Annotated in this window: 20 protein-coding genes and 2 tRNA genes; 13 read left to right on the forward strand and 9 right to left on the reverse strand. The window is 57.2% G+C overall.

Annotated features, from left to right (window positions below; translation table 11 throughout):
• Positions 1–185: 185 nt before the first annotated feature.
• Genes rlmN through Q0J60_RS09945 form a run of 3 tightly spaced genes read right to left on the reverse strand, consistent with a single transcriptional unit; the run spans position 186 to position 3,404 of the window.
• A complete protein-coding gene (gene rlmN, locus Q0J60_RS09935; protein WP_294441115.1) occupies positions 186–1,205 on the reverse strand; it encodes a 23S rRNA (adenine(2503)-C(2))-methyltransferase RlmN in 1,020 nt (339 codons plus the stop codon).
• A gap of 5 nt (positions 1,206–1,210) precedes the next feature.
• The gene (locus Q0J60_RS09940) at positions 1,211–2,587 is read right to left on the reverse strand and encodes a ParB/RepB/Spo0J family partition protein (RefSeq protein ID WP_294441118.1); all 1,377 of its coding nucleotides are present in this window, start codon (positions 2,585–2,587) and stop codon (positions 1,211–1,213) included.
• Positions 2,580–3,404 carry a ParA family protein gene (locus tag Q0J60_RS09945; RefSeq protein ID WP_294441166.1) on the reverse strand — a complete coding sequence of 275 codons (825 nt, stop codon included), beginning with the start codon at positions 3,402–3,404 and terminating at the stop codon, positions 2,580–2,582. The genes Q0J60_RS09940 and Q0J60_RS09945 overlap by 8 nt, the downstream gene beginning before the upstream one ends.
• A 995-nt stretch (positions 3,405–4,399) precedes the next feature.
• Between Q0J60_RS09945 and Q0J60_RS09950 the strand changes: the two genes are divergently transcribed.
• The gene (locus Q0J60_RS09950) at positions 4,400–4,645 is read left to right on the forward strand and encodes a hypothetical protein (protein WP_294441120.1); all 246 of its coding nucleotides are present in this window, start codon (positions 4,400–4,402) and stop codon (positions 4,643–4,645) included.
• Between the two features lie 740 nt (positions 4,646–5,385).
• Here the strand turns inward: Q0J60_RS09950 and rsmG are convergent.
• From rsmG to rpmH, 6 genes are all read right to left on the reverse strand, one after another.
• Entirely contained in the window at positions 5,386–6,102 is a 717-nt protein-coding gene (gene rsmG / locus Q0J60_RS09955; protein ID WP_294441123.1) for a 16S rRNA (guanine(527)-N(7))-methyltransferase RsmG, read from the reverse strand.
• Between the two features lie 164 nt (positions 6,103–6,266).
• Complete coding sequence (locus Q0J60_RS09960; protein WP_294441125.1) at positions 6,267–6,827, reverse strand: R3H domain-containing nucleic acid-binding protein; 561 nt, start codon at positions 6,825–6,827, stop codon at positions 6,267–6,269.
• 140 nt (positions 6,828–6,967) lie between these two features.
• Positions 6,968–7,738: a YidC/Oxa1 family membrane protein insertase gene (locus Q0J60_RS09965; RefSeq protein WP_294441127.1), complete on the reverse strand. Its 771-nt coding sequence runs from the start codon at positions 7,736–7,738 to the stop codon at positions 6,968–6,970.
• Between the two features lie 105 nt (positions 7,739–7,843).
• Entirely contained in the window at positions 7,844–8,092 is a 249-nt protein-coding gene (gene yidD / locus Q0J60_RS09970; protein WP_294441128.1) for a membrane protein insertion efficiency factor YidD, read from the reverse strand.
• 34 nt (positions 8,093–8,126) lie between these two features.
• Positions 8,127–8,483, reverse strand: coding sequence for a ribonuclease P protein component (gene rnpA, locus Q0J60_RS09975; RefSeq protein ID WP_294441130.1), 357 nt, complete (start codon positions 8,481–8,483; stop codon positions 8,127–8,129).
• Between the two features lie 15 nt (positions 8,484–8,498).
• Positions 8,499–8,633, reverse strand: a complete 135-nt coding sequence (gene rpmH, locus Q0J60_RS09980; protein WP_123209632.1) for a 50S ribosomal protein L34 — start codon at positions 8,631–8,633, stop codon at positions 8,499–8,501.
• Positions 8,634–9,452: 819 nt separating this feature from the next.
• On the opposite strand from rpmH, the gene Q0J60_RS09985 reads away from it, so the two are divergent.
• From Q0J60_RS09985 to Q0J60_RS10040, 12 genes are all read left to right on the forward strand, one after another.
• Entirely contained in the window at positions 9,453–10,238 is a 786-nt protein-coding gene (locus tag Q0J60_RS09985) for a helix-turn-helix domain-containing protein (protein ID WP_294441135.1), read from the forward strand.
• A 227-nt stretch (positions 10,239–10,465) separates the two neighbouring features.
• Positions 10,466–12,031, forward strand: coding sequence for a chromosomal replication initiator protein DnaA (dnaA, locus tag Q0J60_RS09990; protein ID WP_294441137.1), 1,566 nt, complete (start codon positions 10,466–10,468; stop codon positions 12,029–12,031).
• Positions 12,032–12,228: 197 nt separating this feature from the next.
• Positions 12,229–13,329, forward strand: a complete 1,101-nt coding sequence (dnaN, locus tag Q0J60_RS09995; RefSeq protein ID WP_294441139.1) for a DNA polymerase III subunit beta — start codon at positions 12,229–12,231, stop codon at positions 13,327–13,329.
• Positions 13,330–13,341: 12 nt separating this feature from the next.
• Entirely contained in the window at positions 13,342–14,490 is a 1,149-nt protein-coding gene (locus Q0J60_RS10000) for a DNA replication/repair protein RecF (protein WP_294441141.1), read from the forward strand.
• A 1-nt stretch (position 14,491) separates the two neighbouring features.
• Entirely contained in the window at positions 14,492–15,052 is a 561-nt protein-coding gene (locus Q0J60_RS10005; protein WP_294441144.1) for a DUF721 domain-containing protein, read from the forward strand.
• 265 nt (positions 15,053–15,317) lie between these two features.
• On the forward strand, positions 15,318–17,267 hold the full coding sequence (gene gyrB, locus Q0J60_RS10010) for a DNA topoisomerase (ATP-hydrolyzing) subunit B (RefSeq protein WP_294441151.1): 1,950 nt from the start codon (positions 15,318–15,320) through the stop codon (positions 17,265–17,267).
• A gap of 194 nt (positions 17,268–17,461) precedes the next feature.
• A complete protein-coding gene (gene gyrA, locus Q0J60_RS10015; RefSeq protein WP_294441153.1) occupies positions 17,462–20,062 on the forward strand; it encodes a DNA gyrase subunit A in 2,601 nt (866 codons plus the stop codon).
• Between the two features lie 360 nt (positions 20,063–20,422).
• Positions 20,423–20,499, forward strand: a tRNA-Ile gene (locus tag Q0J60_RS10020).
• A 92-nt stretch (positions 20,500–20,591) separates the two neighbouring features.
• Positions 20,592–20,667, forward strand: a tRNA-Ala gene (locus Q0J60_RS10025).
• A gap of 154 nt (positions 20,668–20,821) precedes the next feature.
• Positions 20,822–21,388, forward strand: coding sequence for a DnaJ domain-containing protein (locus tag Q0J60_RS10030; RefSeq protein WP_294441154.1), 567 nt, complete (start codon positions 20,822–20,824; stop codon positions 21,386–21,388).
• A gap of 197 nt (positions 21,389–21,585) precedes the next feature.
• A complete protein-coding gene (gene typA / locus Q0J60_RS10035; protein WP_294441158.1) occupies positions 21,586–23,397 on the forward strand; it encodes a translational GTPase TypA in 1,812 nt (603 codons plus the stop codon).
• Between the two features lie 280 nt (positions 23,398–23,677).
• On the forward strand, positions 23,678–24,631 hold a 954-nt coding region (locus tag Q0J60_RS10040; protein ID WP_294441160.1), incomplete at its 3' end, for a peptidylprolyl isomerase.

Genomic DNA, 24,631 nt, shown 5'->3' on the forward strand with positions numbered 1-24,631 from the left:
TCCTTCATCGGCAGCGCACAACGATGCCGCCGGAAATACTTAGTCATGATAATGGCCGCTCGATTGGGCGGCCATTATTTATGCCTTCACCCTTCCAGCAGGACGAAATACCTGTTCAGGAGCGAGAGGAAGATTGCTCGGACACGTTTTTGCCTTACAGCCCCTTAGCTCCTCTTACCCCTTTATTACAAGGTCTTATTCTTAAGTTGCCCGCACGCGCCTGCGATATCGCCGCCGCGGGATTGGCGCAGCGTAGCTTCGGTTCCTGAACCCTGTAGGCGCTCGATAAATCGCTCGACACGATGATGGGAAGCCGGTTTGAACGGAGAATCGTCGATTTCATTCAAAGGGATGAGGTTCACATGGCAGCTGAGCCCATCACAGAAATCAACTAGTGCATCCAGGTTCCGCTCATCATCATTCATATTTGAAATCATGAGATACTCGAATGTAATTCTGCGCTTCGAGATGGCTTGATACTGACACAGAACCTCGTGAAGCTCTGCAAGCGGCTGATTCGCAACCTTGGGCATCAATTCATCGCGGGTTTTCTGAATGGCAGAATGAAGCGACACGGCAAGCGTGAACTGCTCAGGCTCCTGAGCAAATTTCTGAATTCCAGCAAAGACTCCACAGGTAGATACTGTAATTTTACGCGCGGCGATATTCAGCCCCTGCTCGCTATTCAGAATGGTCAATGCTTTTCTCACGTTGTCATAATTCAGGAACGGCTCACCTTGACCCATTGCAACAAGATTGGTCACGCGTCGACCCATATCATGCTGCGCTATCAAGACCTGCTCAACCATTTCTCCGGGAAGAAGATTGCGCGTGAACCCTTCATGGCCCGTCGCGCAGAAAGAACACGCCATCGCGCACCCCACCTGCGTGGAAAAGCATACGGTTAGGCGATCCTGGGAAGGAATGGCAACCATTTCGGTTGCAGTGCCGTCGGTGAACTGAATGACGTACTTCCTGGTTCCATCGGATGAAACCTGTCGGTCGATAACCGCAGCAGGGAGAAGCGGAAGCTCTTCCGCCAAAGTCGCGCGCAGGTTCTTGGGGAGATTCGTCATCTCATCGTACGAGCACGCGCCCTTTTGATAGAGCCATTGATATACCTGCTTCGCGCGAAATTGGGGCAAACCCTTGTCTTTGAAGAGCTGCCCCAATTCATCGAGCGAATATGCTTTTATCTCAGCCATGCGGCCTATTCTTCCTCACGACCAGACTCATGCATTTTTTCAAGGAGACGCTGGAGATCCTCTTCGTCCTTGAACTCAATCTCAATCTTATTCTTGCCGTTAGCGCTGCGAATACGAACCTTGGTGCCAAGCTCCGCTGCAAGCGATTTTGCCGTGGTCTTATACAGCTTGGGCACAGGAGGACGAGGAGGCTGCGATGCCGCCTTTGCTCTTCCGGCAAAAAGACGGGCAATAGATTCAGCCTCACGGACCGAAAGCTTTTCCCTCTTGAGCTTATCGGTCAGCTTTTGACGTCCTTCCTCAGTGGGGATAGACAGAATCGCTCGCGCATGACCAGCAGTAATGCGCTCCTCATACAGCAATTGCTGCGCTTCCTCGGGCAAATCAAGCAGACGAAGGGCATTGGCGATAGTGGATCGACCCTTAGAGACAGCTGCCGCAACCTCAGACTGCGTCCTGCCGCCGCGCTCCATCATCCTCTTGTAGCCATACGCTTCTTCAATGGGATTGAGGTCGCTGCGCTGGAGGTTTTCAATCAAAGCCAGCTCAAGCACCTTCATATCGTCCGCTTCAATAACGCGAACGGGAACCGTCTTCATGCCAGCCAGATTACACGCCTGCCATCTACGCTCACCAGCGATGATTTCATAGGTATCATTAACCTTGCGAACGACAATAGGCTGCAGAAGGCCGTCCTTCTGAATAGAGGACGACAACTCTTCGAGCTCTTCCTTATTGAAATGCATGCGAGGCTGATTGGGATTAGGCTTCACCTGGTCGATAGCGACCTCGATGGTCATGGGTTCGCCCTCGATGCTCTCAACAGCATTGGCGGCAGCATTCGTAGCTGCACGCGACGCTGAAGAAGCAGGGGTGACTGTAGTCACAGAAGCAGCCTTCGTAGAAGCGGTTGCAGGAGTCGTTTTTACTGCAGGAGTCGTTTTTACTGCAGCAGGCGACTGGGCCGAAGCAGGACGCGGTGCCGAAGATGCCCCAGGAACGCGCTCGACGACGCCCATGATGGTAACGCCATCGTTTTCTTCGATGAGTTCCTTCTTTGCAACCACATCTTTGACGGCAATCGTCGGCTTCACCGTTTCTTGCGTCGTCTTAACGGAGGAAGATTCCTTCTTTTCGCCGTTAAGAACAGCGCGATCCTCTTGAGGAAGGTCCTCTTCACGAATCACCTCTCGGTCCGCCGTGCGGGCGGGCGTGATTCTTTTTTCAACCGGATCAATATTCGGGGATTGCGTCGGAGCAGGCGTCGCAGGCTGTTCTTTCTGGGCGGGGGCAGCGGGACGAGCGGGCTCCATTGCCGCTTCGTATCCACCTAAGAGAGAGTCAAGGCCACGACCAAGTCCACCTTTGGTGTTTTTAGCCACGAGATATCACTTCCTTTGCAAGAGCGCGATACGCTTCCGCGCCTTTGCCACTGGGATCGTACTGGGTAATGGGCTGACCGAAACTCGGCGCCTCGGAAATCTTAACCGAACGAGGAATCACAACATCGAACACACGCTTCGCGAAGAAGTTGCGCACTTCGCTCGCCACCTGTTTGGACAGCGTCGTGCGGCCATCGTACATCGTCAGCAGCACACCAAAGATATCGAGGCTCGGATTCAGATGGGTCTTCACGCGCTTCATCGAATCGAGCAGCTTGGTCACACCTTCCAAAGCATAGAACTCACATTGGATGGGAATGAGGAGCTTATCGGCGGCAACCAAAGCATTAATCGTCAGCAGGCCAAGGGACGGAGGGCAGTCAATGAACACATAGTCATAGCGACCACGCACGGCGCCAACCGCTTCCTTCAAGCGATTCTCGCGCGCCATTTCCGCCACGAGCTCGACTTCGGCGCCAGCAAGATTGATGGTGGCGGGCGCAACATCCAAGCCTTCGCAAACATCGGGGATAATCACGTCCGTCAGAGCTGCTTCACCAAGGAGGACGTCGTAGATGCATTGATCGAGGCGGTTTTTCTCGATGCCGAGACCACTCGACGTATTGCCCTGGGGGTCGAGGTCGATAAGGAGAACCTGCTTGCCCAGCTCGCCGAGAGCAGCTCCAAGGTCGATTGCCGTCGTGGATTTTCCAACGCCGCCCTTCTGATTAAGGATAGCGATGACCTTGGTGGCGCCGACGACGTGCTTAACGGGCTTTTTATCGGCGTAGGATTTAATCGGCGTAGCGATATACATATCCGCAGCGGACTTTGCAACCTGCTCCTCGGAGGAAGATGTTTCACGTGAAACAACCTCTTCGGATTCCGCCGAAGTCATGTTTACAGTCTCAGGAACCTCAGTGGCTTCAACAGGAGCACCCTCAATAACAGGCTCCTCGTTGGTTTCAACCTGAGAAGATGCATGATTGTCTTCCACAACGGGTTCTTCATGGAAGCGATTTGTCTGACGCTTGAAGCTATCGAATAAGCCCACAAAATCCTCCTCTGCTGCGAATGTACTGTTATATAGAAGGTGCACCGGGCAGGCTACACTCTATAACCAAAGTCAGAACGAGATGTTTCACGTGAAACATCGATAAGAAAACTGACGGAAGCGTCGGATTCGATATTATACCCCGTTGTCAGCGAATACCACCCTGCGCTGCAACGCTTCATTATTTTCTTTCTTATCTTGACCCGGAAGTAGGTGCTTGAATAAGCCGCCTGTCCTATTGGTCAGCACCACGCCAATGGCGTCAAGACGGAACCAGTGTCAGGATGGCGCATCTTTTCGCTATCTTCCTCACATACGAATGGAATCCCTTACATATATATAAGTAGGGGATTGGTAAAAGAGATTCCCGGGTAATCCCATCGAGATTGCCCTTTGCCTTTTGCCTTTTACCCTTGACCCTTGAACCCTTGACCCTGTTTTACCCACAGCATGGTACTTAAGGAGCGCTTGCAGTGGACCCCCTTGGATTGGATCCCTATGAATTCGATCCTCTTGGATTGCTGGTCATGACAGCAACGGCATCTCTCTTTTTTGACAAAAGTTCTTGGTTCGAGAACTTTTGTCAAAAGCTGACGCAGTAGCAACCGAATGAACGCGTGAAACCTTCTACCGGGATGCAATTTGACGCATCGCGGCGGAACACATCAAGAAGGATTGGCTGATTCCTTCTAGTTAATCGACTGATTGATTGACCTGACGAGTGGTGGCGCCCATTGATTAGTCGATTGATTGATTGATTGATTGGTTGGTTGGTTTGTTGGTTTGTTGGTTTGTTGGTTTGTTGGTTTGTTGGTTTGTTGGTTGGTTTGTTGGTTTGTTGGTTTGTTGGTTGGTTTGTTGGTTTGTTGGTTGGTTTGCTGGCTGCTGTCTGGTTAGGCGGTTGTTGCTACCTAATCGGTTCGTTATTGCTTGATGGACTGGAAAACGACGCCTATTCATTCATTGATGCTGCGTTGTTAGTTTGCTATCGACTGGTTGGTTGATTTGTCGGTTGTTGTTGCCCGATTAGGTCGTTGTTAGACGAATAAATGAATGGATAGTCAATAAATCATCGGATCAGTTGGACAACTGGATAACATGCTGGTTTCTTAATCGGCCGATTGATTAGCCGCTCAAAGAAAGGTGAGGCCTGTTCTGATTTTGATTTTGATTTTGATTTTGACTCCGATTCTGATCCTGATCCGGATTGCGATTCCAGCTTCTGACATCTGACGTCTGAAAGAGAGATCAGGTATTAGATAGGTGGATAGATATCTCTCAGTTGCGGCTCACCTCTTGATTACCAAAACGGATACGCATGAACTGCCCCTATCAAGAAACCGCGTATCCACTAAGCCGACCGCTGGGTCAAACAAAAGGCTGATGTTTCACGTGAAACATCAGCCTTTTATGTCATATTGCTCACATCGGAGATTCACCTGGCGATACGCTGAGCGCGATGCTTACAGAAGTCTCACCCATGCGATTGATGTTGTTCTTTCTCTATCGACCTATCTTCCGCCATTCGTACACCCTCTTTGCTCATTACCTATGTTTCACGTGAAACACTACGGCAGCTGAGAAGGGTGTGGCAATGATACAGGAGAAAGAAGCAGCTTCACCACATCAACAGTGACTTCGGACTTGACGCAAGGAGCGTTTCATCACAGCGGGACCTCTCCCGCAACGAATACGCCATCCTTACTGATTTTGAAACAGGAGTCGTATCAGACACGAATCCAAACTATTTCTGAGGTCGCACGAGAGGAGACTTCTGAGCAAGGCCCACGCGGCGAGGGAGGCGCACATGCGGTTTATCGATCTTCTCGTACACGATGATGCACCGCTGCGACCCGTCGCTCAATTCGAATGAATCGTGCGCGATCTTTTTCATGCTAAGCAGACCCTCAATATCGGAAGCCATCGACAGCTCTTCTTCAGAAGGCTGCGCTTTATAGCACACCAGCCTGCCGTGCTTGCGAAGAAGAGGGCAAGCGAGCTCCATCAACGAAGGCAGCGAACTCAACGCACGCGCAGTCAGGATCGAGAACGCTCCCTTTTTCTCAAGAGCAAGATCCTCAATGCGACCATCGTATCCCGTGATTTGCTCTTGTAGCCCCAGATCGGACGCAACCCCCTCGAGCGCCCGCACCTTTTTCTTAACAGAATCAACGAGCATGGTCTGCCTGCCCGTCATGATGCAAAGAGGGATGCCGGGGAAACCGCCGCCGGTACCAAGGTCGCCATACAGTCCTTGAGGCGCATCATTCACATAAGGGAGACCCGTAAGGCTGTCCTCAAGATGAAGCACCATCCCCTCCTCTTCGGAGGTAATGCGCGTGAGGTTCATGACCTTATTAACTTCCATGATTGCATGGAGATCTTTCAGAAGGAGTTCCTCCTGCGTGTCGGAAACCTCAATACCGTATCGAGTTTTCATCAATTCAGAGAATGCAGTCATACGTGCCTCTTTGTGGTTGTGGCCATATCTCCCGGCTTGCGTGCATCAGGGTACCATGCGGGATAAAAAAGAGGGAGCAGAAGTAAACCTGCTCCCTTAAAGAAATACTATGTCAGACGCAATAACGAACGCTTCAAGATAAGCACTCGTAGCGCTTCCTGCCGTTAGCGGCGAGGAATCACCACGACGTGGCGAGCGCTGCCCTCGCCCTCGGATGCGGTTTCCACATCGGGGTCATTGCGAAGCGCAAGATGAACGATGCGGCGCTCGTACGGCGTCATGGGACGCAGCTTAATGCTACGCTGCTGATTGACGGCGCGGTTCGCAGCAGACTGAGCGATGCTCTCAAGCTTCTGACGCTGACGGTTCTTATACCCCTCAACGTCCACGACCACGGGGTAACGGAATCCAAGCGTGCGCGTGGTGATGGCGGAAATGATGAACTGGAGCGCATCGAGCGTCTTGCCGTGACGACCGATGAGGATGGCGAGATTGTCGCCCGTGATATCCAGAATCAGCTCGCCTTCGTCGCCTTCGTACTCGTCGATGGTGACTTCGCCCACATCGAAGTGCTTCAGAATACCCTGGAGCGCATCGATGGCAGTATCGGCAACCTTGTCCAGCTCTTCCTCAGTAAGTTCGATGGTCTCGGTGTGGGGAGCATCGCCGCGAGGCGCTTCCTCCTGGACTTCAGGCTCTTCGGTCATGATCTCTTCTTCAGCCATGACTCTTCCTTTCTCCCAACGCCCTATCAACAGACAGGGCGCGCGTCATAATCAATGTATCCCAGCAAACGTATCGCTGGGCGGCCTCGTCTGCGCCGAAACGCCTTGGAGGCCATTTTGCCCGTTCAGGCGAAAGATGATTAACGCTTCTTGGTGGGACGCTTTTTCTTCACGCGGCGCTCGACATCCACCTGCACAGGCTTGACCTCGATGGTCTCGGCCTCTTTGACGGCCTCTTCCTTACGAAGGATGCCCATGGTGATCTGCTGCTGGGCGATACCGATGATGGAGGATGCACCCCAGAACAGAAGAACGCCAGCGGGCGAACCCCAGGAAATCCAGAGCATCATGAGGGTCATGATCGCGCCCATGATAAGCATCTGGTTGCGCTGCTGGGAATCGCTCTTGAGGTTCTGTAGAATCATGGGCAGGAACGTCGCGAAAGCGAAGATCAGCATCAGCACCAGATACGGGAAGAATGCGCCAAAGCCCTGCGCCCACATGTCGGCCGGAGTCTTGGTGAGATCAGACACCAGACCGTAGAACGTGTACTGAATATCAGGGTGCGACGCGCCGATCTCACGCAGCGTCTGGAACATTGCGATGAAGATAGGCATCTGGAGAAACATGGGCAAGCAGCCGGCCAAGGGGTTGAACTTGGTCTCAGCGTAGAGCTTCTGCATCTCCTCGTTCTGACGCATGGGGTCGTTCGCATACTTCGTCTGAATTTCCTTCATCAGAGGCTGAACCTTCTGCATCTGGAAACTCGACTTAATCTGCTTGTGCATGATGGGCGCCACGATCAAGCGGAAAATGATCGTGATAATGATAATCGCGAGGCCCCAGTCGCCCACGATGCCCTGGAAGAACTGGATGCAGTTAAATATCCAGTCTTTGATTGCTTCCCACATAGACTTTCCTCTCTTGTAGGGAACCACCAACCGCGTATGCGGCATATTCCGGAATTTTCAACGCTCCCAAAGAAGCTTGGGCACCTGGATGGTTAAACGGCGCCGCTATTTCTTGGGAACAGGGTCGTATCCGCCCTTGCGAAACGGGTGGCATCGCCCGATACGTCGCAAGGTAAGCCAACCTCCCTTTATGAACCCGAATCGCTGGATGGCAATGAGCCCGTATTCGGAACATGTAGGGATATACCTGCATGAAGGAGGAAACATCGGAGAGATGGAACGCCTGTAGAATCTGATGACCGCCAAAGCGGCCCGCGCGGGAAGCCCCCGCAGCGCAGAACCTACCGATTCCATTCGCACATCCCTCAATTCGCCCCCGCCCGGAGCATTATCGCGAAGCGGGATTGACGATGTTCGCCTTTATCAGTGCCTTCTCGCAGGCGGATCGTACTTTGCCATACGAGGCCTTCATGATGGGGGAGCGAGCCATGAAGGCTATATCGTACCCCTCCCACGGGCCTCCAAGATCGCATACGATGGCGCGCATGCGTCTCTTAGCGCTGTTGCGCCACACCGCACATCCGAGCTTTTTTCCCGCAATAAAAGCAACACGACCATGATTGCGGTCATGGTCGTGTCGATCGCTCCGCTTCATGGCTAGCACAGTAACAAACGGAGTACTGATTCTTTTGCCCTGCGAGAAAAGCAGCGATATATCGGCGCTCGACTTAATGGTCGATTTCACACCGACACCTCGGCTTTACACGCAAAGACGCTTGCGGCCCTTAGCGCGACGAGCGGCGAGGACGGCACGACCACCCTTGGTAGCCATGCGGGCACGGAAGCCATGGGTCTTGGCGCGCTTGCGCTTATTGGGCTGATAGGTGCGCTTCATATCTTCTCCCTTTCACGGTCTGACAAAATCATCCTAAAGTGAATAGCCGCATAAGTATACCCCAATGCAAAGTGATGTAAAGAACTATTTTTACGTTGTGAAGAGGCTCTGAAGTGCTGAAACATTGGCAATCGACCCTAAAATCGGGGTCCTGACGGCAAGAGATAGTTTATTCTCACATAAGAACAATAGATGTTGAAAACTTGCCCCATTTCAATCTCCATAGAACCGCAACATGGTTGAAAAATCGGCTCTTCCATGCGATTTAGAACTAAAGCGGGGTTATTCAGAGGCTCCACCCGGTTGAGATTGTGGAAAAAGAGGAAAACCCAGTATGTACGCGTGTTTTTCGGTGGAAAAACTTCCGGAAAACGTTTTTCAGGCTGGAATTTCCTTTGGAAAATAAGGGAATCAAAAAGGCTGGTCAATCTTATAAATAGCTTTTGACCTGGTGTTTTCCTATTGCTTCATGTTTTTCCGTCCGAATATCCGGCAACATGGATCCAAATGCGGGAAAAGCGTACAAACCCTCGTTTTTTCGCTTTTGTTTTCCAGTTTTTCCTATATGTCAACCCAGATTTTCAAGTTTTCCGCTTTTTCTTTCCGGTGTTTCCGCTGTTTTCCACATTCCTTGAATAAAAAGTGGAAAACTCGGAAAACACGCGGTGGATTGCTATGAAATTTTCCACGTTTGGTTGAAAAGTTCTTGGAAAAGTCGCGCTGCACCTATAGAATTGAGGAATCCATTCGGGAAAAGATTTTTTCCTTTTTCCGGCAGAAAAAACCATATTGGAAAAACCAGAAAACTTGGGAAAAGCGTTGGAACACACATCAAACACACCACAAGACGCCCCGGAACAAGACGCCACGCTCAGCGCCGATTATGCGCGTGCACTCACTTCCGCGCGCATCGCATGCTACGACGACCTTATGAGCGCGCCGCGCATCACCGAGATTCCGCCCAACACCACGGCGGAATTCATCGAGGCGTTGGCGTCCACCATCTACACCCAGGCCCAGCAGGCGGGCGGCACCATTCCGTACACCGCTATCCGCGAGGTCAGCGAGAACTTCATTCATGCTCAGTTCCGCGAGATCATCGTGTCTATCCTGGACCACGGCAACACCATTAGATTCTCCGACCAGGGCCCGGGCATCCCGCAGAAGGAGAAGGCCCAGATGCCGGGCTTCTCGTCGGCGACCGAACCCATGAAACGCTACATCCGTGGCGTCGGATCTGGGTTGCCCCTGGTCAAAGAGTATCTCTCGTTTAAACACGGCCGCATAACCATCGAGGACAACCTCAAAACGGGCGCCGTGGTCACCATCAGCATCTCCCCGGAAGAGGAAGACCGCCGGCCCATCTCGCAGAAGAAGCGCGGCGTCATCATCCCCGCGCTCACCGACCGCGAGAAGGACGTGCTGTACCTGTTCATGCAGGAGCACACCCTGCGTGTGACGGACATCAAGGACGAACTGGGGCTCAGCCCCTCGACGGTGCACCGCATCCTGGGCAAGCTGGAGGAGCACGGCATCGTGGAGACGGTGGGAAAGGTGCGCGTGCTGACCGATTTCGGCAGCCAAGTTGCTGACCAGCTGTTTTAACAAGAAGGGCAGGCGCTCGCACACTTGCCGGAACACGAGCAGGCCAAAAGCCGCCCGGGAAACCGGGCGATTCGAAAAGTCGGCGCCGGAACACAGCCCGACACCGCATGACGAAGCGGCATGCGAACAGAACGAGGAAAAGGCGTAGAAGCGCCGCAGATGAGACGCCAAGACGGCCGAGGGCTACTATAATTGCCCTGCGGCATTAAGGGAGATTCGGAACGCTTATGGATTCGAACAATCTTTACGATACATGGCAGCGCGTGATTGCGCAGGTCAAGGGGTACGACAGCGTGAACCCCGTGCAGGTCGATGCCTTCTTTGGCCGCCTGACGCCCCAGGCCATCTCGGACGGCTTCCTCATCGTGACCGCCGACACCGAATTCATCAAGATGCAGGTGGAAAAGCGCTTCATGACCGCCATCCAGCAGGCGCTGCTCGACCTGTTCGGCATCGATTACCTGGTTGAAATCGAAGTGGACCCCACCGCGGCACCCGCCGCTCCGGCTCCCGCGCCGGCACCGGCCGCGCCCGCGGCAACGCCGGCCGCCGACCACCCCGAGCCTGCTGCGCCCGCCACCACGGTGGAACCCCCCGCGCGCACCGCTTCGCCCACCGACCACACCAAAACCCACGTGGCGCCGCACGAGGAACCCCGAAATGATCGCCCGCGCGACGAGCGGCCGTCAAGAAGAGACGAAGAGCCCCAGGGAACCCGCCGCCCCAGCGACGACGCGGGCCTGGCCTCATCCCTCACGTTCGAGAACTTCGTCATCGGCGACTCCAACCGTCTTGCCTACTCCATGGCCGTAGCCGTGGCGGAAGCGCCGGGAAAGCCCAACCTGAACCCCCTGTTCATCTATGGAAAATCGGGGCTCGGCAAGACGCATCTGCTGCGCGCCATTCAAAACTACGTCCTTGAGACCAACCCGTCCATGCACGTGGTGTACATCGACTCGTCGGAATTCCTCTCCGACTACACCTCGGCCGTGGCGGCGCACGACAAGAATAAAGACAGCTACCAAAACTTCCAGAAGCGCTATCTGGACGCCGACGTGCTCCTCATCGACGACGTCCAATACTTCCAGGGCAAAAGCGCCACGGTGGATATCGTGTTCCAGCTGTTCAACAAGCTCACCGCCCAGGGGCGCCAGGTGGTGCTTTCCGCCGACCGCGCGCCCAAGATGATCGACATCGACGAACGCTACAAGAGCCGTTTCAATTCCGGCGGCACCTTTGACATCCAGCCGCCCGAGGTGGAAACCAAGCTGGGCATCATCAAAGGCTTCATCGAGGAATACAAGCGCGCCGAAGACAGCTACGACTTCTACGTGCCCGAAGATATACAAATGTATATAGCCGAGATCTCCAGCTCCAACGTGCGCGAGCTCAAAAGCGCCGTGACCAAGGTGATTTCGCAGATCACGTACTTCAACAACCCCGACATCACGCTGGCCGACGTGAAGCTTCTGCTTGAAAACCACTTCTCATCAGGCATGACGCGCCGCCTCTCGGTAAGCGCCATCCAGAAGGAGGTCGAGCAGTTCTACAAGGTAAGCCACGCCGACCTCGTGGGGTCCAAGCGCTCGCGCAATATCATGTATGCGCGTCAGGTGGCGATTTATTTGTGCCGCCAGATGCTGGACATCCCCTACAACGACATCGGCAAGAAGTTCAACCGCGACCACTCCACGGTCATGTACTCGGTCGAGAAGATCGAAGACCGCCTGCGCGAGAGTCGCGAGCTTCAGGAGGAGCTTGAGATCATCATCAAAAACATTCGGGAAAACTAAGGGAAAAACGGTCGAAAGCGGTGGAAAGTTGAGAGCCTTCAAAAATCCGGTGGAAACCGTAACAGGTTTTCCCTTATGCCTTCAGTCATGAAAGCCGCGCGCTGGCTTGGGACGATGCATAGTTTTCACCTTTTCCACCGCGCTTATTATTACTACTATTCAATTAATTTAAATTAAAAGAGGAAGGGAATACAAAGATGAGATTCAACATCAACAAGAGCGAGCTCCTCAATGCCCTGACTATCGTAGCGAAGGGAGCATCGACCCGCTCTGTCCTTCCCGTACTCTCGGGCGTCTATATCAAGGCAGAGGGAGCCGGCCTCACCATGCAGACCACCGACCTCGAGCGCTCCATCCGCTACGACGTCATGGCGTTGGTCGAAGAGCCGGGCGAAACCGTCATTCCCGAGAAACTGCTTTTGGATATCGTGAAGAACCTGCCCGATGCCGCGGTCGAGTTCAAGACCAACGAGGACGACGGCACCGTGTCGGTTTCCTGCGATTCCGCGTCATATGTACTCAAGACGCTCGACCCCGAGGATTTCCCCGCGTTTCCCAATGTGGACGTGAAGAACCGCATCATGGTGCCGTTCTCGGAGTTCTGCAAGATGGTCAAGCGCGTGGCCAAGGTGGTTTCCAAGGATCAGAGCCGTATTGTCATGACCGGCGTGCTTATCTCCACCACGGAATCGGGCCTGCGCATGGTGGCTACCGACTCGTATCGTCTGGCCATCTGCGACGTGGCGGCCCCGGGCGTCGAGGAAGGCTTTGAGGCCATCGTGTCCGGCGCGTTCCTCCAGGAGGTTGCGAGCCTGCCCGCCCTGGCCGACTCCATCGAGATCGGCCTGTCCGAGAACCAGGTGGTGTTCGAGTTCCAGAAAATGGTGCTTATCAACCGCCGCATCGAGGGCAACTTCCCCAACTATCGCCAGCTGATTCCCGACACTTACGTCACCAAGACGTGCTTCACCACGTCCGACCTGATCACCGCGGTGCGTCGCGTGAGCCTGATCAGCAGCCCCACCGAACCGGTCAAGTTCGATATCAACAAGGACGCGAAGAACGCCATCGTGACCAGCGTGTCGCAGGACGTGGGCCGCGCCGAGGAGATTCTGCCGTGCGAGGTCGCGGGCGACAACGCGCTGATCGCGTTCAACCACCAGTACGTGCTGGACGGCCTCACCTCGGTGGGCACCTCGCAGGTGTTCCTGGAAACGCAGTCGTCGCTCAAGCCCGGCATCTTCAAGTCGGCCGAGGGCGAGAACTTCCTCTATCTGGTTATGCCGGTGCGCATCTAGCAGGGCCTTGCCGTGGGGGAAGAGCGCGCATCGTCGGACCTGCGCATCCGTTCGCTTCGGTTCGACGACTTCAGAAGCTATGAGCATTTCGAATTGGACGACGTGGGCGACCTCACGGTATTCGTGGGGCCCAACGCGTCAGGAAAGACCAATGCGGTCGAGGGCATCCAGCTTTTGACCGCATTCGGGTCGTTTCGCGGTGCCAAATCGAGGGAGCTCATCCGCTGGGGCGCCGAACAGGCGACGCTTCGCGCGCATCTTTTGTCCGACGCGCGCGACCTGGACGTGCGGCACGTGCTGCAACCGGGGCACAGGAGCTGCCTGCTCAACGGCAAGCGCAAGACCGTGCAGGATATGCAGGGCGTGCTTCCTTCCGTTACGTTTTCGCCCGATGACCTGGTGTTGGTCAAGGGCGCGCAGACGCATCGCCGCGCGGCGTTGGACCTCCTTGGTTGCCAGCTTTCGCGCAGCCACCGCATCCTGAAGCGCGATTACGAGCGTATCGTGCGCCATAAGAACGCGCTTTTGCGCGACGGCGCCGACCCGCTGCTGCTGATGAGCGTCGACGATATGATGTGCGCGCCCGCGGTGCAGCTGTATCTGTATCGATCCGCGCTGTTCCGCAACCTCGCCGCGCGTATCGCCCGGGCGTACGCCTCCATCACGCAGGGCGAGGAAAAGGTTGAGATGGGGTACGTGCCTTCATGGGAGGACGAGTCGGTCAAACAGGCCGCCTCGTGGGCGCCCATGATGCTCGAATACGACAAAGAGCAGGCGACCGAGGCGTTCAATGCCGCCCTGGCTGCCCGTCGCGCGGAGGAGGCTGCGCGCAAACGCGCCTGCGTGGGGCCCCATGCCGACCGCGTGGAGTTCTTCATCGACGGGCGCAACGCGGGCATGTATGCCTCGCAGGGGCAGCAGCGTTCGCTGGTGCTGGCCTGGAAAATCGCCGAGGTGGGTCTGGTGCGCGAGCTGGCGGGCGTGAGCCCCGTGCTGCTTTTGGACGATGTGATGAGCGAGCTCGACGCCGCGCGTCGCCATGCGCTGGTGAGCCTGCTGCGCCAGGACATCCAGACGTTCATCACCACCACCGAGACCGCGTTTTTCGAGGACGACATCATGCAGCGCGCTCGCGTGATTGACCTGGGACGGGAGGTGTAGCATGTCCAATAATATGACGCCGTTTTCGGCGGCCTTGGGTCGGTCGCTTCGCCAGGCGGCTGAAAGCGACGTGCTGGCTGCCAAGGCCGCCCGCGCCAACAAGGTGAAGCAGATGTGGAAGAGCGTGGTGGAAATCTGCTGCCGTCCCAATGCGCAGGCATTCCTGGACCATACGAATTCCGTGTACATCATTCGCGAGGGCGAAGGCGATGCCCAGCGCAAGATTCTCATCGTGTATGTGGACGAAAGCATCTTCGCAGCCGAGCTCAACGCCCGCCGCGAGATGATCAAACTCAAGCTGCTCGAGCGCTTCGGCGAGGATATTTCCGAGTTCCGCATCCTCATATCGCACGGGTCGTATAAAGAGAACCATCCGTATCGCGAAAAAACGCCCGATTATCTGCCGCCTACGCCTCCGCGGCGCCCTCTCCCGCCTGAGGAGCTGGAAGACCTTCGGGAGCGTGCCGAGGCCATCGAGGACGTTCGCATGCGCGAGGCGCTTTTAAAAGCGATGATTTCAGGCCTTGAGCGCAAATCCGACGAAGATAGCGAAAACGATTAAAAACGCCGCTTATGCGGCTTATGGAGGCTTGTGAGATACGCGTTGAGGGCGCGTATGAAACCCCTTGTCTCTGGTATAATTAGAAAGTTCGCGCAGACGCGCGCAAAACCGCTCTATGAAAAGCGATTATCCGGGTGTTTCGGCACCCTGAAATCTCGCTGCTCAGCCGGCCGCCAACAAGGGCGAATTCGGGTGGGCATGCGCGGTGTTTCACGTGAAAACCCATGCCGGCGCGCGCCGGTCGAGTAAAAGAAGGGGGTAGTACGTGTCTGAGAAAAAACCCGGCCACTACGACGGTTCGGACATCCAGGTGCTCGAAGGCCTGGAGGCCGTCCGCAAGCGCCCCGGCATGTACATCGGATCCACGGGTCCGCGCGGCCTGCACCATCTGGTGTACGAGGTCGTGGATAACTCCGTCGACGAGGCGTTGGCGGGATTCTGCACCAAGATTGACGTGACCATCCACGAGGACAACTCCATCACGGTCGCCGACAACGGCCGCGGCATTCCTGTGGACGAGCATCCTAAAGAGAAAATCCCCACGGTCGAGGTGGTTCTGACCATCCTGCACGCCGGCGGCAAGTTCGGCGGCGAGGGCTACAAGGTGTCCGGCGGCCTGCACGGCGTGGGCGTGTCCTGCGTGAACGCGCTTTCCACCCGCATGGAGGTCGAGGTCAAGCGCGACGGCAGTCTGTATGCCATCGCGTTCGAACGCGGCAAGACCGTGGAAAAGCTCGAGCGCATCGGCAACGCCCAGGGCACGGGCACCAAAACCACGTTCTGGCCCGACCCCGAGATCTTTACCGACACCACCGAGTACGACTACGACACGCTTGCCAATCGCTTCCGCGAGATGGCGTTCCTCAACAAGGGCCTGCATATCCAGCTGACCGACGAGCGTCAGCTCGACGACGAGGGCAAGTCCAGGACCGAGGCGTTCCAGTACGCCGGCGGCATCGTCGACTTCGTGACATACCTCAACCAGGGCAAGGAGACGCTCAATACGCCCATCTATTTCGAGGCCGAGAGCGATGACGGCACGGTCGAGGTGGCCATGCAGTGGTCGTCCAGCTATTCCTCCAGCGGCGTGATGGCGTTCGCCAACAACATCAATACGCACGAGGGCGGCACGCATCTGGACGGTTTCAAGAACGCGCTCACCCGCACCATCAACGAATACGCCCGCGCGCACGGCATTCTCAAGGAGAAGGACAACAACCTTTCCGGCGACGACACGCGCGAGGGCTTGGCGGCCGTCATCAGCGTGAAGCTGCACGACCCGCAGTTCGAGGGCCAGACCAAGACCAAGCTGGGCAACACCGAGATTCGCGGTCTGGTGCAAAGCGCGGTCACCAAGAGCCTTTCCGAATACCTCGAGGAAAACCCCGCTCCCGCCAAACGCATCATCGGCAAGGCGACCCAGGCGCTCAAGGCCCGCGAGGCCGCGCGCAAGGCCCGCGAGATGACCCGCCGCAAGGGCGTGCTCGACAGCTTCAGCATGCCGGGCAAGCTGGCCGACTGCTCCAGCAAGGATCCCGCGCTCTCCGAAATCTTCATCGTAGAGGGCGATTCTGCAGGCGGTTCGGCCAAGCAGGCGCGCGACCGCAAGTATCAGGCTATCCTGCCTCTGCGCGGCAAGATCCTGAACGTGGAACGCGCCGGTCTGCACCGCGCCTTGTCCAGCGATACCATCTCCAGCCTGATCACCGCTATCGGCACCAACATCGGCGACGACTACAACGGCGACGCGGCCCGCTACCATCGCATCATCATCATGACCGATGCTGATGTCGACGGCGCGCATATCCGCTGCCTGCTGCTGACGTTCTTCTACCGCTATATGCCCGACCTGATCAACCGCGGCTACATCTACATCGCGCAGCCGCCGCTGTACGGTCTGAAGAAGAAGAACTCCAAGAGCGGCAAGATTCTGAAGTACCTGTTCAACGACGAGGCCAAAGACAAGCTTATGGCCGAGCTTGGCGACGACGCCGACAAGTACGACATGCAGCGTTACAAGGGTCTGGGCGAGATGGACCCCGAGCAGCTGTGGGAAACCACCATGGAGCCCGAAACGCGCACGTTGCTGCAGGTGAGCATCGAAGACGCCGCGGCTGCCGAGCTGGCGGTGTCCGAGCTCATGGGCGACCAGGTTGAGCCCCGCAAGGAGTTCATCCAGCGCCACGCCCGCGACGTGCGCTTCCTGGATATCTAGGAAGACTTGCGAGTTAGACGCGAGCATGGGGTCGGGAAGGGGCTCCATGCTCAAACAGTCCTGCTCGCACGAACAGCACATTGGGTGCTGTTCGGCTCGTGCGGAACTGCGCGTGGAACCCCTTCCCGACCCCATGCTCGCTGACTTTTAGGCAACCTGCATGGTTGCCTTCGATGTAGGAAGATTGGAGTATCGTGGCTGATAACACCACTATTGAAGCGGCGGAGACTGGCGCGGCCGGCATTCAGTCCGCCGAACTGGGCCGCGAGATGCGCACCTCGTTCCTCGAGTACTCGATGAGCGTCATCATGTCGCGCGCGTTGCCCGATGTGCGCGACGGCTTGAAGCCCGTGCATCGCCGCATCCTGTACGCGATGTACGACAGCGGCATCACGCCCAGCCGTCCCCATAGCAAGTCCGCCCGTACCGTGGGCGACGTGATCGGCAAGTACCACCCACACGGCGACTCCGCGGTGTACGACACCATGGTGCGCCTGGCGCAGGATTTCTCCATGCGCGTGCCTCTGGTGGACGGCCACGGCAACTTCGGCAGCATCGACGGCGACAGCGCCGCCGCCATGCGTTACACCGAGGCCCGTCTGGCCAAACCTGCCATGGAGCTGCTGCGCGATCTGGAAAAAGAGACGGTCGACTGGCGCCCCAACTACGACGAGAGCCTGCAGGAGCCCGAGGTTCTGCCCGCGCGTTTCCCCAATCTGCTGGTGAACGGCTCCAACGGCATCGCCGTGGGCATGGCTACCAACATCCCGCCGCACAACCTGGGCGAGACCATCGACGCCGTCTGCATGATGCTGGACAACCCCGATGCGACCACCGAGGAACTCATGACCGTGCTCCCCGGCCCGGACTTCCCTACCGGCGGCATCATCATGGGCCGCAAGGGCATCCTTGACGCCTACGAGACCGGTCGCGGCAGCCTGACCATCCGCGCCAAATGCAAAGTCGAGGAGGGCAAGAACGGCAAGAGCTCCATCGTGGTGACCGAGATCCCCTACCAGGTCAACCGCACCAACCTGATGACCAAGCTGGGCGAGCTCATCCGCGAGAAGAAGCTGCCCGAGATTTCCAACGTGCACGACGGCGCCGACCGCAACAGCCCGGTGGACATCATCATCGAGCTCAAGCAGAACGCCATTCCGCAGGTGGTGCTCAACAAGCTCTACAAGCACACGCAGCTCCAGGTGGGCTGGGGTGTGAACATGCTGGCCCTGGTGGACGGCGTGCCGCATACGCTCTCGCTCAAGGAGATGCTGTTCCATTACATCAAGCATCAGGAAGACGTGGTGACTCGCCGCACGCGCTTCGACCTGCGCAAGGCCGAGGAACGCGCTCATATCCTGGAGGGCCTGCTCATCGCCCTTGACCACATCGATGAGGTTATCGCCATCATTCGCGGCTCCCAGACCGACAAAGAGGCGGCCGCCAAGTTGATGGAGCGCTTCGGACTTTCCGAAGCGCAGACCTCCGCTATCCTCGAGATGCGCCTGCGCCGCCTGACCGGTTTGGAGCGCCACAAGATCGAGGAAGAGCTGGCCGAGCTCAAAGAGAAGATCGACTACTACAAGCGCATCCTTGCCGACCCCGAGCTGCTGCGCCAAGTCATCAAGGAGGAGCTGCAGGAGATCAAGCAGAAGTACAACACCCCGCGCCGCACCCGCATCTCCGGCCAGGCCAAGGACCTCGACGTCGAGGACCTCATCGCCGAGGAGGACATGGTGGTCACGGTGACCAAGGCGGGTTACGTCAAGCGTCTGCCGGTCGATACCTACCGCCAGCAGAAGCGCGGCGGCAAGGGCATGCAGGGCGTGAACCTGAAGGACAACGACTTCGTTGAGCACCTGTTCGTGGCTTCCACGCATAGCTACATGCTGTTCTTCAGCACGCGCGGCAAGGTGTATCGCCTGAAGGTGTACGAGCTGCCCGAGGCCAGCCGTCACGCGCGCGGCACCGCCATCGTGAACCTGCTGCCGCTCGAGAAAGACGAGACCATCAGCGCCATCATCGCCACAAAGGACTTCCCCGAGGACGAGTACCTGATGTTCGGCACCGAGCAGGGCATGGTGAAGAAGACCTCCATGAGTCTGTACGACCGCTCGCGCCGCGATGGATTGATCGCCATCAACCTCAAGGAAGGCGACAGCCTGATTGCCGTGCGCCGCGTGAAGCCCGGCGAGAAGGTTGTGATGGTGTCCAGCGCAGGCAAGGCCATCATGTGGGAAGAGTCTGAGACGCGTGCGATGGGCCGCGACACCATGGGCGTCCGCGGTATGACCGTGCCCGCCGGTGTGAACGTTCTTGGTATGGAAATCGCGCGCCCCGGTACGGAGCTCTTCGTGATCACCGAGAAGGGCTATGGCAAGCGCACCCCGATGAGCGAGTATCCTACACACCATCGCGGCGGCCAGGGCGTGTTCACCATCACGATGACCCAGAAGAAGGGCCTGCTCACTGGCATGAAGGTGGTCGAGCCCGGCGATGAGCTGATGATCATCTCCGAGGAGGGCGTGGTCATCCGCACCCCTGTCGAAGATATCAGCCAGCTGGGTCGCTCTACGCAGGGCGTGCACGTGATGAATGTGGCTGAGGGTGACAAAGTGTGCGCTGTTGCCATTGCCACCGAGAGCTCTAAGGATAAGGACGACAAGTCCATCGACGAGGGCGAGACGCTGGTCGCTGAGGCCGATTCGGACCAGGATGAGCTCGTGGATGTCCCTGTCGATGAATTCGAAGATGAGGAAGTAGACGGGTTCGCCGACGACGAGCGCGACGAGTAGCGCGCGAGTTTGCGACGGATGGTCCGTCGCGTAGCCGTCGCAGCGGTTGTCGCAATATACGCAACTCATCAGGAAGTGCCGCCTTTCGAGGTGGCACTTCCTTTTTCGCGGGGCGCGCTTCGCTTTGCAGTGGGCCTGTTGGACTCGTCATTCGACGGGCCTATTAAGCCCGCCACTCGACATATCCCGTCATTTTGACGCCAAAATCCCCCGAAGAAGGCAAATTTAACGTCAAAATGACGGGATACCATCAAGCCCCACCTCGAAAAGAGGGAGCTTCCGGGGCGGCTGAAAAATTCTCAAAAATAGTTCTTGCATCGTTGGAAACGATGGGATTATAATAGCCAAGCACTTTTTCGCGGGCCTGTAGCTCAGTTGGTTAGAGCGCACGACTGATAATCGTGAGGTCACAAGTTCGAATCTTGTCAGGCCCACCACTTTTCCGCGAATAAACGCTCCACCGTGAGCCACGAGCCGGTGGAGCGTTTATTATATCTGCGACGGTCGGAACGCGAAAAGGCACCCATATGGGGCATTAGCTCAGCTGGGAGAGCGCGGGCTTTGCAAGCCTGAGGTCAGGGGTTCGATCCCCCTATGCTCCACCACGAATGATGTTGCAGGTTCAGAAATGAGCCTGCAATTTTTTTATGCGAACGGTGCATCGAATCTCGCGATGGTTCGTCGGCCCGGCGGTCTTTTGGCTTTCGTACCTTGCTATAATCTGGCATCAACTGAAACGTTTTGCTCATGGAGGTTCACGTGAATCGCACGGAGGCGCTCAACATACTGGGTCTGGACGAGGACGCCACCATGAAGGACATCAAGGTGGCTTATAAGGAGTGCGTGCAAATTCTGCACCCCGACCGCTTCGCCAACAATAAGAAGCTTGCTGACCGCGCCACTGAGCAATTCAAGCGCCTGCAAGATGCATACGATTTCCTGACCAGCGGAAAAGGCAACAAAGGCTCTTCCTCTTCTCACGGGCATGCGCGTTCGAACGGCGCTACATGGACATCGAAGGAGGCCAAGCTCGCCGGCCTCACCGCCGCCCGCACTCAGCTGGTGGCGCAGCGCGACTACCTCATCGACGAACGTCGCAAGGCCATGGCGATGGCGGTGTTCGGCCTGTTCCTGGCTATTCTTATGAGGCGCGTCGTATGGATGGCGGGTATCGCGGGCGCTATGCTGATTTTCGGTATCGTGAAGATGATCGGCGCCATGCAAAGCCTGGGTACCATCAAAGACCACATCAAAGAGATCGACGTGCAGCGTCGTGCGCTCGAGGGCGATGACGACGAAGATGACGAAGCCGAGGACGAAGAATAACGCTGGGCGCTTCGGGCCCCATCGCATCGGATAACCTATCCATCCGCCGCTCCTTTATGTGGAACGCGCAAAGTAACCTCATATTCCTCCGATATTTAACCCTGAACTGCTAAAATCTGCTGGTTGCACTCAGGAGGGCCGCCGCATGCCTGCGAGCCGGCTTGAATTCACACGCATTTAGAGGAAGCAAGGAAAGCATGAAGCAAGAGAACCTTCGCAATGTTGCCATCATCGCGCACGTCGACCACGGCAAAACCACGCTGGTCGACCGTCTGCTGTGGTCGACGCACGTGTTCCGTGCCAACCAGCAGGTTGAGGAGCGCGTCATGGACAGCAATGACCAGGAGCGCGAGCGCGGCATCACCATTCTGTCCAAGAACTGCTCCATCACTTACAAGGACACCAAGATTAACATCATCGATACGCCCGGCCATGCCGATTTCGGCGGCGAGGTTGAGCGCGTGCTCAACATGGCCGATGGCGCGCTGCTGATCGTTGACGCCTATGAGGGCCCCAAGCCCCAGACCCGCTTTGTGCTGTCCCACGCGCTGGCGTGCGGCCTGCGCATCGTGGTGGTCGTGAACAAGATCGACCGCCCCAACGCCGACCCCGAAGGCGCCATCGACAAGGTGTTCGACCTGATGGTCGAGCTGGGCGCATCCGACGAGCAGCTGGACTTCCCCGTCGTGTATGCCTCTGCCGTGAACGGCTACGCTCGTTACGATTACAACGACGACAACATGGACATGATCCCGTTGCTGGACACCATCCTCAAAGAGATTCCCGCTCCCGATGTTGACCCCGACGGTCCGGTGGCGATGCAGGTGTGCACCATCGACCACAGCAGCTACGAGGGCCGCATCGGCGTGGGCCGTCTGCACAGCGGCACCATGCACGAGAAGGAGCAGGTGCTGGTAGTTCGCCCCGACGGCACGCAGCGCACCGCGCAGGTTCGCAAGGTGTATACGTTCGAGAACCTGGGCAAGGACGAAGTGACCGAGGCCCATGCCGGCGACATCATCGCGGTCATCGGCATCGAGGACGCCGACATCGGCGACGTGATCACCGACCCCGAGAACCCTGTGTCCATGCCGCCTATCGCCGTGGAAGAGCCCACCATGTCGGTCGTGTTCGAGGCGTCCACCAGCCCCATCGTGGGTCGCGAGGGCGACATCGTGGGCGCCCGCCAGCTCAAGGAGCGTCTGATGCGCGAGAAGGAGGCCAATATCTCCATGCGCATCAACGAGACCGAGGATAAATCCGGCGTCGAGGTGGCTGGCCGCGGTGTGCTTCATCTGTCCGTGCTGATGGAGAGCATGCGCCGCGAGGGCTTTGAGTTCCAGGTGGGCCGCCCCCAGGTGGTGTACAAGGTGGACGAGCATGGCAACAAGCTCGAGCCCATCGAGGAGGCCACGGTGGACGTGCCCAACGATTACGCGGGCAAGGCCATCGAGGTCATGGGCAACGCCGGCGGCATCATGGAGGACATGGCGTCCGACGACAGCGTGACGCACCTCACCTTCAAGATTCCTTCGCGTGGCACCATGGGCCTCAAGACCCGCATCCTCAACGCGACGCACGGCGAGGCCGTCCTATTCCACCGCTTCCGCGAGTACGGTCCCTTCTCCGGCGAAATGCCCGGTCGCAAGAACGGCTCCATGATCGCCATGTCCACCGGCAAGGCTGTGGCGTACGCCTTGGACACGCTGCAGGAGCGCGGCCGCCTGTTTGTGAAGCCCGGCGACGAGTGCTACGAGGGCATGATCGTGGGCGAGTCCGCCAAGGAAGGCGACATGGTGGTCAACGTGGAGAAGACCAAGAACCTGGGCAACCAGCGCTCCTCCACCGCCGACAAGGCCATCCAGCTCACGCCGCCCATCACCTTCACGTTGGAGGAGGCGCTCGAGTACATCGAGGACGACGAGCTGGTGGAGGTCACTCCGCAGAGCATCCGCCTGCGCAAGCGCCTGCTGAGCGCGACCGACCGCCGCAAGGCCAACAAGAAATAACGCGCTTCGGCTTTTGCCTAAGAATCGTATGGATAACGCCGGCCTTCGGGTCGGCGTTTTTCGTATGCTTCAATACGTATTTCATGGGCGCTCTATGAGTGTATTATGAAGCGGTTTTCTCCGAAAAAATCACTGTGCGAGAATAAGCGTCAAGGTATATGGGTTTCGTGCACCACGCGCACGACCCGCATCCATCGCCCCATGCGCGGCGTCTTCCGTAGAGGCGTGCGCTGCGATGAACGCGGGCTTGCCCGAATTGAGTTCGGAGGGTAAACGAATTATGAAGCGTTCCGCAATCGCTAAGTTTGCATGCGCGGTGGCCCTGGCGGCCGCATGCGGCACCGCTCTCGTCTCGTGCGGCGGCAACACGGCCGACGCGTCGGACGAAAGCGTGGACATCTACGACACGTCCGAAGGTGTGGCCGCTACCGTCAACGGCACCGAAATCGGCGAGAAGGTCGTGACCACCTACATCCAGAATTTCCGCACCCAGGGTGCGCTCGAGAATGACAACGATTGGGGTCAGTGGCTCGTTGACAACGACTACACCGTGGATGATATCCGCAGCCAGGTCATCGATTACTACGCCAGCCAGCAGCTTCTGCGTCAGGCCGCCGAGGAAAACGGCGTGACCGTCAACACTGACGACGTGAACTCCCAGATTGAGACCATGCGCAGCTACTACAACTCCGATGAGGAGTGGGACGAGGCGCTTAAGTCCGTAGGTATGACCGAGGCCAGCTATCGCAGCACGCTTGAGCTGAGCATTCTGGAGGACGGTCTCAAGGAGAAGGTCGCCACCGTGACCGAGCCTTCCGATGAGGACATGCTGCAGTACGCGCAGATGTATGCCAGCGCATACGACGGCGCCAAGAAGTCCAGCCATATCCTGTTCGCCTCCGACGATGAGGCTACCGCGCAGGAGGTTCTGGACAAGATCAACGCCGGCGAACTTGATTTTGCCGAGGCCGCCAAGGAATACTCCAAGGACACCGGTAGCGCCGAGGACGGCGGCAACGTGGGCTGGGACAAGATGACCAGCTTTGTCGACGAGTATCAGACCGCGCTCGACGGCCTTGAGAAGGACCAGGTGAGTGGTCTGGTCACCTCCAGCTACGGCATTCATATCATCAAGTGCACCGACGTGTTCACCGCTCCCGAGGAAGTGACCTCCATCGACCAGGTGCCCACCGAGTTCTCGGATGCCATCAAGACCAGCCTTGAGGAGCAGAGC

Origin of the sequence: uncultured Slackia sp. (assembly GCF_944321625.1) — a bacterium.
In the GTDB taxonomy this organism is placed as follows: domain Bacteria; phylum Actinomycetota; class Coriobacteriia; order Coriobacteriales; family Eggerthellaceae; genus Slackia.

Bases quoted from the DNA above. Each gene is read 5' to 3' on its own strand.
- rlmN (WP_294441115.1), bottom strand. From the start codon at position 1,205: ATGGCTGAGATAAAAGCATATTCGCTCGATGAATTGGGGCAGCTCTTC.
- Q0J60_RS09945 (WP_294441166.1), bottom strand. From the start codon at position 3,404: ATGTATATCGCTACGCCGATTAAATCCTACGCCGATAAAAAGCCCGTT.
- rsmG (WP_294441123.1), bottom strand. From the start codon at position 6,102: ATGACTGCATTCTCTGAATTGATGAAAACTCGATACGGTATTGAGGTT.
- Q0J60_RS09960 (WP_294441125.1), bottom strand. From the start codon at position 6,827: ATGGCTGAAGAAGAGATCATGACCGAAGAGCCTGAAGTCCAGGAGGAA.
- Q0J60_RS09965 (WP_294441127.1), bottom strand. From the start codon at position 7,738: ATGTGGGAAGCAATCAAAGACTGGATATTTAACTGCATCCAGTTCTTC.
- yidD (WP_294441128.1), bottom strand. From the start codon at position 8,092: ATGGAATCGGTAGGTTCTGCGCTGCGGGGGCTTCCCGCGCGGGCCGCT.
- rpmH (WP_123209632.1), bottom strand. From the start codon at position 8,633: ATGAAGCGCACCTATCAGCCCAATAAGCGCAAGCGCGCCAAGACCCAT.
- dnaA (WP_294441137.1), top strand. From the start codon at position 10,466: ATGGATTCGAACAATCTTTACGATACATGGCAGCGCGTGATTGCGCAG.
- dnaN (WP_294441139.1), top strand. From the start codon at position 12,229: ATGAGATTCAACATCAACAAGAGCGAGCTCCTCAATGCCCTGACTATC.
- Q0J60_RS10005 (WP_294441144.1), top strand. From the start codon at position 14,492: ATGTCCAATAATATGACGCCGTTTTCGGCGGCCTTGGGTCGGTCGCTT.
- typA (WP_294441158.1), top strand. From the start codon at position 21,586: ATGAAGCAAGAGAACCTTCGCAATGTTGCCATCATCGCGCACGTCGAC.